This is a genomic window from Ruegeria sp. AB9 (genome assembly GCF_056542585.1).
The window spans coordinates 126,392-132,956 of record NZ_JBQGAA010000013.1 but is presented as its reverse complement, the minus strand read 5'-3'; the positions used below and the strand labels follow the sequence as shown (position 1 = coordinate 132,956).

The following is a 6,565-nucleotide window of genomic DNA, read 5'->3' as shown; positions in this document are numbered from 1 at the left end:
GGGAAATTCGTTTGGCTGTTGAAAGCCCGGCCGAGGCCGTGCGGGCGCTTTGCTCGATGGTCAAAGGGTTTCAGGAGCATGTTCACGACGGCTATTATCAGGTCTTTCGCGGCGCGGAGATCGATGGGCGCGATCAGGATCCGCAGGAGCTGCGCGTCGTTTTCGCTGACGATGAAACCGAGATGCACATCGTCCCCTGTGCGGCCGGTGCCAAGCGCGGTGGGTTGGGAAAAATACTTGTCGGCAGTCTGTTAATTGCGGCGGCTTTCATTCCTGTCCTTACCCCCACTTTAGGTGCTGCGGGTTTTGCGTTCAAAGCTGGTGCGGCGCTGGCTTTGGGGGGTGCCGCCCAGCTTCTCGCGCCCACGCCCACAACCCCTGACTACGATGAGCGGGAACAGCCCCGGTCGGAACTCTTCGGCAATTCGCTGAACGTGTCCACGCCGGGTGTGGCTGTTCCTGTGCTGGTCGGCGAATGCGAAGTAGGGTCAGTCGTTGTTTCGGCGGCAATCCATGTCGAGGACCGCGCCTTTGTTCCGGCTGCGCCGTCTTCGCCTCCGGGCCCATACTTCCCTAATTTCCCCGCTGGTATCGGGATATTCGGCGGATAGGCTGGCTGCGCCTGGCTTTGACATAGGCCGAAGCAACCCCGTCAGTCGGTGAGTGGGTAAACCCCGACTCTGCGCGGTCCTGACCCTCCAAATTCCTTTCATTGCAGGACGCGGCGCAGAACCAGCACGTAATCACAACGCGCCCGGTGCCCGGGTGGGTGCCCGCCCTTCCGGCTTCACAAGACGCAGCAGGCCCCGAAGGGCCATTGCGTAGAAACTGCTTTTGGGTGTAGCTTGTCGTTGGCCCTAGAAAGCCTGACCGAGATAGACCGCAAAGACCTTTGGCGAGGTTTCCACGTTGGCGCGTGGAGCGGTTGAAACTGTGAACGCTTGGCGGCGCTCACGCACCTGACCAATATAGGTCGGGGTGGTGACGCCATGCAAGACGCTCACGCGAAAAACGTCACGCCTGTCTCTCGGCAGGTTTCTAGCACCCCGGCGCCAGGCGGTTTCTGGCACGGCCCTAGAAAGCCACAACCGAGAGTAAACCAATGAACACATCCAACACGAAGATGACACGCGCGCAGATGCAGTCTGAAGCGCTGGCTATTCAATCCGTCCTGGCAGCCGTCATGGCGCTGCGAACAGTCCCCGATCTGAATGATGAAGGCTTTACGCTTGTCGAAATCGCCCGTGGACGTGCAGCCAAGCTGAACGCCGCTCTGGATAGCGTCAATGCACTGGAGGTGGCGTCATGAGCAAAGTGGCACGTAGAGCCGTTCTAACAGGTGGAATCGCCGCCATAGCCGCGCCCGTCTGCCCATCGTTGGCAGATACGAAGCCTACCGATCCGCTGATTGTCATGTGCGAGGAATCAGATAGGCTGTGGGCTGAGTACCTTCGATATGACAAGATGTACGATGACCAGCTGCTCAGCGCGGGCGAATTCGAGGTCGCAACAGATCCGATTTTTGATCGAATGCACGAATTGGCAGATGTAATCGTGAAGACTAAGGCGACGACATTGGAAGGCCTCTCAGCCCAATACCGGGTTTACATGAGAACCTGTGGAGACGCCATTAAGGATATGTACTGCAAGGAATGGGCCGCTGGAATAGGAACAATCCAAGCCGGATTTGATGCCTTGATCCGGTGAACGACGAATCGAGCATTCACAAGAGCGCCCTCAGAATTGGGGGCGCTTTTCCACATCTCAGGAACATCAGGGATACACTCAGCACTGATTGCCTCAAGTGGGCCTATTAGTGGGACCAAAGCAAGGTCAAAAGTTACAACCCATTGAAAAACAATGATATTGCTTAAAAACTTGGTGCGGGCGGTGGGACTCGAACCCACACGGGCATACGCCCTTCAGATTTTAAGTCTGATATGTCTACCATTCCATCACGCCCGCACGGCGCAGTTCCCGAGGACCCTGCAATTTCCTTACAAGCACAACGAGATGAGAACAATGTGCTTTGGCGCAATCGAGGCAGGAATTTTAGTGGAAAACTATGACCCCTGCTCGCCATCGCAGTAAGGGAGCGGCTGAGCCCCTCCCCCGGTTAGAAGTCACATACCCAACGCTTCTTTGTACATTTCCAACACCGCCTCTTCTTCGGCAATGTCGTCCTTGTCGCGCTTGCGCAATGCAACCACCTTGCGCATGACCTTGGTGTCATAGCCCCGTGCCTTGGCTTCAGCCATGACTTCTTTTTGTTGCTCGGCCAGATCTTTTTTCTCCGCATCCAGACGCTCGAACCGTTCGATGAACTGGCGCAACTCGCCTGCGGTCACGCGATAGTTGGCGGCGGCCTGATCTTCGATGATGTCTTCCATATGCGTCTCTCCCAAAGGCTGAAAATCTGATGCAGGATGCCGGATACAATGCTGCCGCCCGGGTCGCAAGCACCCAATCCCCGGGGCGCACTTGTACGGCGTGATCCGATCCGTTAAGCGCGGGGTAGTTCACAAGGAAATGTGGGGCACCATGTTCGAATTCATCACCTGGGGCGGTGCAGCCCTTTCTTTGGCCGGGCTCGCCGGCCTGGTCTGGTGTATTCTTCGCGTGATGAAAGCGCGCAAGGCCGGTCTGTCGGATGACGAACTGCGCGCGACCGTTCAGGGCGTATTGCCCTGGAATCTGGCGTCTTTGTTCCTGTCCGTCCTTGGATTGATGCTGGTCATCCTCGGGATATCCTTCGGATGACCGCTCGTTTCAAACCGGCAAGTTATCGAACTGCGCTTCGATAGCGTCTTCGCACAAGGCCGCATCCAGACGACGCAGACGGGACGGCACTTCAATCCCTTCTTGCCGCATACGGTTAACAACCTTGCTTACACTCGGTTGAAGCGCCAAGCGCGTATCCAAGCACGCATTCCTGAGCTCTTGTTCAAGCCGTTCGGCTTCGGAATAAAGACTTGTTGTCATAATATCCTCCCAGAGTGTTGCCAGTATCCCAGATATAAGTAACGGGAATAAGACCCGCTGATATTAACCTGAACTTGTGCGGGATATTGCCCAACACATTCGTGTTTTCGGCAATCCGGCGCGGATGGGCTAAAGTTTAAGCAGATTTAATCGTGAATGCCTTGACCCGCATCAAATGCAGGTTCGATGTTGCATCACATTCCATTTTAAATATATGATGCCGACAACCTGTACGGAGGAAATCATGACACCCGCAGTGAAAGCGTTTTTTGACGATCAGACCTTCACGGTGTCCTACGTTGTTCACGAGCCGCAAGGGCGGGCCTGCGCCATCATCGACAGCGTTCTGGATTTCGATCATGCATCGGGACGCACGGCGACAAAATCGGCTGACGCAATCATCGACTTCGTGCGCGGTCACGATCTCAAGGTTGAGTGGATTCTGGAAAGCCACGTTCACGCCGATCACCTGTCTGCGGCCCCCTATCTGCAGCAGGAACTGGGCGGCAAAATAGGAATTGGCGCTCAGATCGTCACGGTGCAGGACACATTCGGCAAAGTGTTCAATGAAGGAACCGAGTTCCAGCGGGACGGCAGCCAGTTCGATGCCTTATTCTCGGAAGGTGACAGTTTTCATATCGGCCAGATGCGCGGCGATGTACTGCACACCCCGGGCCATACCCCAGCTTGCCTGACTTATGTCATAGGCGACGCCGCCTTTGTCGGCGACACACTGTTCATGCCCGATTTCGGAACAGCCCGCTGCGATTTTCCCGGAGGGTCCTCAGCGACGTTGTTTGAATCGATCCAGAAAATCCTGTCGCTGCCGGACGAAACGCGCATCTATGTCGGGCACGACTACAAAGCGCCAGGCCGCGATGAATACGCGTGGGAAACAACGGTAGGTGAACAGAAAGCGCTCAATGTCCATATCGGGCAAGGGCGCAGCATCGAAGAATTCGTGGAAATGCGTGACGCCCGGGATGCCACGTTGGCCATGCCGCGCCTGATCCTGCCCTCTCTGCAGATCAATATGCGAGCCGGTCAAATGCCGCCAGCCGATGAGCAAGGCGATGTTTTTCTGAAACTGCCGGTGAACAAAATCTAACGCAAGTATAGTCGATCAAAAAGGAATAACCCACATGAACATCGAGTGGATCTGGGGGCTGTGCGGCGGTTTGCTGATTGGCCTGGGCGGAGCTGTGTACCTGCTTGGAAATGGCAGGATCATGGGTGCCAGCGGGATTCTGGGTGGCCTTGTCGATGGTAAGGCCCGTGATACCGTGGCCGAACGGCTGGTCTTTATTGCAGGGCTTATCGGCATGCCACTTCTGCTGCGCCCCCTGATCGCACCCGAGGTCCAAACGCATCTCACCAGCAATCTGGGCCTTGTTGTTCTGGCCGGGCTTCTGGTTGGTGTCGGAACACGTATCGCCAATGGCTGCACGTCTGGTCACGGGGTATGTGGCATCTCGCGGTTTTCTCTGCGCGGCATCGTTGCCACCGTTTTCTATATCCTCGCAGGGGGTGTGACCCTCGTTCTGCTGCGTCATGTTTGGGGGCTGATCTGATGCGCCTTTTCATTGCTCTACTTGCCGGATCACTGTTCGGTGCCGGATTGTTGATTTCGGGTATGACAGACACGACCAAAGTTCAGGGTTGGTTGGATGTATTCGGAAACTGGGACCCGACCCTGGCCTTCGTGATGGGTGGGGCCATCCTGCCGATGCTTGTGGCCTGGAGATTGACGACCGGACGCAAAGCCCTGACCGGAGGCAATTTTCCGCCCCCCGCAAGGCCTGAGGTTGATCGCAGGCTCATCGTGGGTTCGGTTCTTTTTGGGATGGGCTGGGGCTTGGCCGGACTTTGCCCCGGACCAGCGATGGCCTCACTGACTTATGGTGGATTTGGCGGCCTGGTCTTTTTGACCGCGATGGCTGCGGGCATGTTCATGGCGCCAACGCTGGGCGCGCAACTGGACAGAGCTGCAAACGCGGCCTAAGGATTTGGCATGGAGATTCGACCGATCACGCCCCGCTATGCCGTTTCGCCGCAAATCACAGTTGACGATGTCCCGGCGATTGCCGCGGCAGGTTTCGTCAAGGTGATCTGCAACCGGCCCAATGTTGAAGTTCCCACGATTATGCAATCCGACGCAATCGGTGAAGCCGTTCGTGCAGCGGGTATGGAATACGAGGTGTTGGAACTGACCCACCAGACCATGACGCCCGAAAATGTAATGCGGCAGCGCGACTTGGCAGAGAACTGCAATGGCCCGGTTCTGGCGTATTGCGCTTCGGGCACCCGGTGTTCTGTAGTCTGGGCCCTTGGCCAGTGCGACCGCATGAGCACGGACGACATTCTGAGCGCGACGACAAATGCCGGATACCAACTGGAAAACCTGCGTCCTGCATTGGACCAAATTCGCAGCAAGGCGGATTAAGCTTTATTCGGCGCTGGTACTTGTATCGGCAACGCCAAGGCCCGCCAATTGCGAAATCTCGGCGACCACCCGTTCAGAATCATTCAGTGACAAACCGTTTTCCACCGGAGCCAAGCCCTCGTCCCCAGTTGCCGGAGGTGTCACTTCCATGGCTCCTACGGCGGGTTCATCAAAATTGTCGTGCGGCTGCATTCTTCCTCTGCTTTCAATAAACTCCTGCGCATCAAACCCCGATAAGGTGGGCAAAGCTGCATGTTCGTTCATTCGAACGGCCCGCAAGCCACCACATTGACCAAGACGACCGATGCCCGTTGGTGTTCGGTCGATGGTCAATATCTCGGTTCGGTCCAAACGTGCCCCACGCAATGGCAGAACATTTCCGACTTGCATTGCTGACAAATCGGACAATGGCAGCGACATCCGGCACAAAACGGCGTTCAGGTCCGCCCGAACAACGCCCGATGACTGCTCAATTCGCGGACCGGCTGGTTCTGCGCCTTCATCAAAATTGTCCGGCATAACAGGATGATCCGGAAGAAAAACTGAAATTTGCCCCTGCTGCACCCCGTTGGCCAGATCAACCGTCAGATCGAAGACGCGGTATGTATCTTCGGACATGGCCAACGACAAGCCGCGCGAATCTTCCAAACGTGCGAAAAACTCATATCCAGCTAGGCAAATCTGCTCGGCCGCAGCGTCGATCAAACCGGCTGCAAGGGTCAGCGCGGCTTCGATAAATGGCGCCACCATGGCGGCGTCTGTATCCGTGAATACCCTTGGGTCGGGATCGCCGGGCATTACTTCACCGATGGTCTGGGTTTGCACAATCGCGGACACCGCGTGCGGATTCAGACAAGCCGCAGCGCGGCCTTCCGGCCCATCAAACACCAACAGCAGCCAATCCCGACCAACAGGTTCGACCAAATCATCCTGAGAGCGGCAGGTTTGCTTTGCCCCGATGACAGCCAAGGCTAGGTTCAATCGGTCGCGCGCAGCCCGCGCAAAACCCAAACGCAGCGCCCGCAGGACTGAACGCGGACGATCCCCCAGGTCTTTTTGTCCAACGGACAGTTTGCGCGCCAAAGCGGCACTGACGGTCTGTGACATGACGCCCGATCACCAATTGTTCCAACAACTGGC

At 56.6% G+C, this 6,565-nt stretch carries 12 protein-coding genes and 1 tRNA gene; 8 read left to right on the top strand and 5 right to left on the bottom strand.

Annotated features, from left to right (window positions below):
* Nucleotides 1–611, top strand: a 611-nt coding sequence (locus ACR0K5_RS20405; RefSeq protein ID WP_480631374.1) for a tail assembly protein, incomplete at its 5' end; no start/stop codon positions are given.
* 246 nt (nt 612–857) lie between these two features.
* Here the strand turns inward: ACR0K5_RS20405 and ACR0K5_RS20400 are convergent.
* Nucleotides 858–1,004: a hypothetical protein gene (locus ACR0K5_RS20400; RefSeq protein WP_480631373.1), complete on the bottom strand. Its 147-nt coding sequence runs from the start codon at nt 1,002–1,004 to the stop codon at nt 858–860.
* A 98-nt stretch (nt 1,005–1,102) separates the two neighbouring features.
* Here ACR0K5_RS20400 and ACR0K5_RS20395 point away from each other — a divergent pair, with 98 nt between their 5' ends.
* On the top strand, nt 1,103–1,309 hold the full coding sequence (locus ACR0K5_RS20395) for a hypothetical protein (protein WP_480631372.1): 207 nt from the start codon (nt 1,103–1,105) through the stop codon (nt 1,307–1,309).
* Nucleotides 1,306–1,707 (top strand): hypothetical protein, encoded by a 402-nt coding sequence (locus tag ACR0K5_RS20390; RefSeq protein WP_480631371.1) that lies wholly within the window; start codon nt 1,306–1,308, stop codon nt 1,705–1,707. The genes ACR0K5_RS20395 and ACR0K5_RS20390 overlap by 4 nt, the downstream gene beginning before the upstream one ends.
* Nucleotides 1,708–1,879: 172 nt before the next feature.
* Here the strand turns inward: ACR0K5_RS20390 and ACR0K5_RS20385 are convergent.
* Nucleotides 1,880–1,965, bottom strand: a tRNA-Leu gene (locus tag ACR0K5_RS20385).
* A gap of 158 nt (nt 1,966–2,123) precedes the next feature.
* Nucleotides 2,124–2,390, bottom strand: a complete 267-nt coding sequence (locus tag ACR0K5_RS20380) for a DUF2312 domain-containing protein (RefSeq protein WP_480631370.1) — start codon at nt 2,388–2,390, stop codon at nt 2,124–2,126.
* A gap of 151 nt (nt 2,391–2,541) precedes the next feature.
* Here ACR0K5_RS20380 and ACR0K5_RS20375 point away from each other — a divergent pair, with 151 nt between their 5' ends.
* Complete coding sequence (locus ACR0K5_RS20375; protein WP_257600275.1) at nt 2,542–2,760, top strand: hypothetical protein; 219 nt, start codon at nt 2,542–2,544, stop codon at nt 2,758–2,760.
* 9 nt (nt 2,761–2,769) lie between these two features.
* On the opposite strand, the gene ACR0K5_RS20370 is transcribed toward ACR0K5_RS20375, so the two are convergent.
* Nucleotides 2,770–2,982 carry a hypothetical protein gene (locus tag ACR0K5_RS20370; protein WP_480631369.1) on the bottom strand — a complete coding sequence of 71 codons (213 nt, stop codon included), beginning with the start codon at nt 2,980–2,982 and terminating at the stop codon, nt 2,770–2,772.
* A gap of 244 nt (nt 2,983–3,226) precedes the next feature.
* On the opposite strand from ACR0K5_RS20370, the gene ACR0K5_RS20365 reads away from it, so the two are divergent.
* From ACR0K5_RS20365 to ACR0K5_RS20350, 4 genes are read left to right on the top strand one after another with little or no spacing between them, the layout of a single operon-like run.
* Nucleotides 3,227–4,090: an MBL fold metallo-hydrolase gene (locus ACR0K5_RS20365; RefSeq protein ID WP_480631368.1), complete on the top strand. Its 864-nt coding sequence runs from the start codon at nt 3,227–3,229 to the stop codon at nt 4,088–4,090.
* Between the two features lie 34 nt (nt 4,091–4,124).
* Complete coding sequence (locus tag ACR0K5_RS20360) at nt 4,125–4,553, top strand: YeeE/YedE family protein (RefSeq protein ID WP_480631367.1); 429 nt, start codon at nt 4,125–4,127, stop codon at nt 4,551–4,553.
* The gene (locus tag ACR0K5_RS20355; RefSeq protein ID WP_480631366.1) at nt 4,553–4,984 is read left to right on the top strand and encodes a DUF6691 family protein; all 432 of its coding nucleotides are present in this window, start codon (nt 4,553–4,555) and stop codon (nt 4,982–4,984) included. Before ACR0K5_RS20360 ends, ACR0K5_RS20355 begins: the two co-directional genes overlap by 1 nt.
* A 9-nt stretch (nt 4,985–4,993) precedes the next feature.
* A complete protein-coding gene (locus ACR0K5_RS20350; protein ID WP_480631365.1) occupies nt 4,994–5,425 on the top strand; it encodes a protein tyrosine phosphatase family protein in 432 nt (143 codons plus the stop codon).
* A 3-nt stretch (nt 5,426–5,428) separates the two neighbouring features.
* On the opposite strand, the gene ACR0K5_RS20345 is transcribed toward ACR0K5_RS20350, so the two are convergent.
* Nucleotides 5,429–6,532 (bottom strand): FliM/FliN family flagellar motor C-terminal domain-containing protein, encoded by a 1,104-nt coding sequence (locus tag ACR0K5_RS20345; protein ID WP_480631364.1) that lies wholly within the window; start codon nt 6,530–6,532, stop codon nt 5,429–5,431.
* Nucleotides 6,533–6,565: the final 33 nt, after the last annotated feature.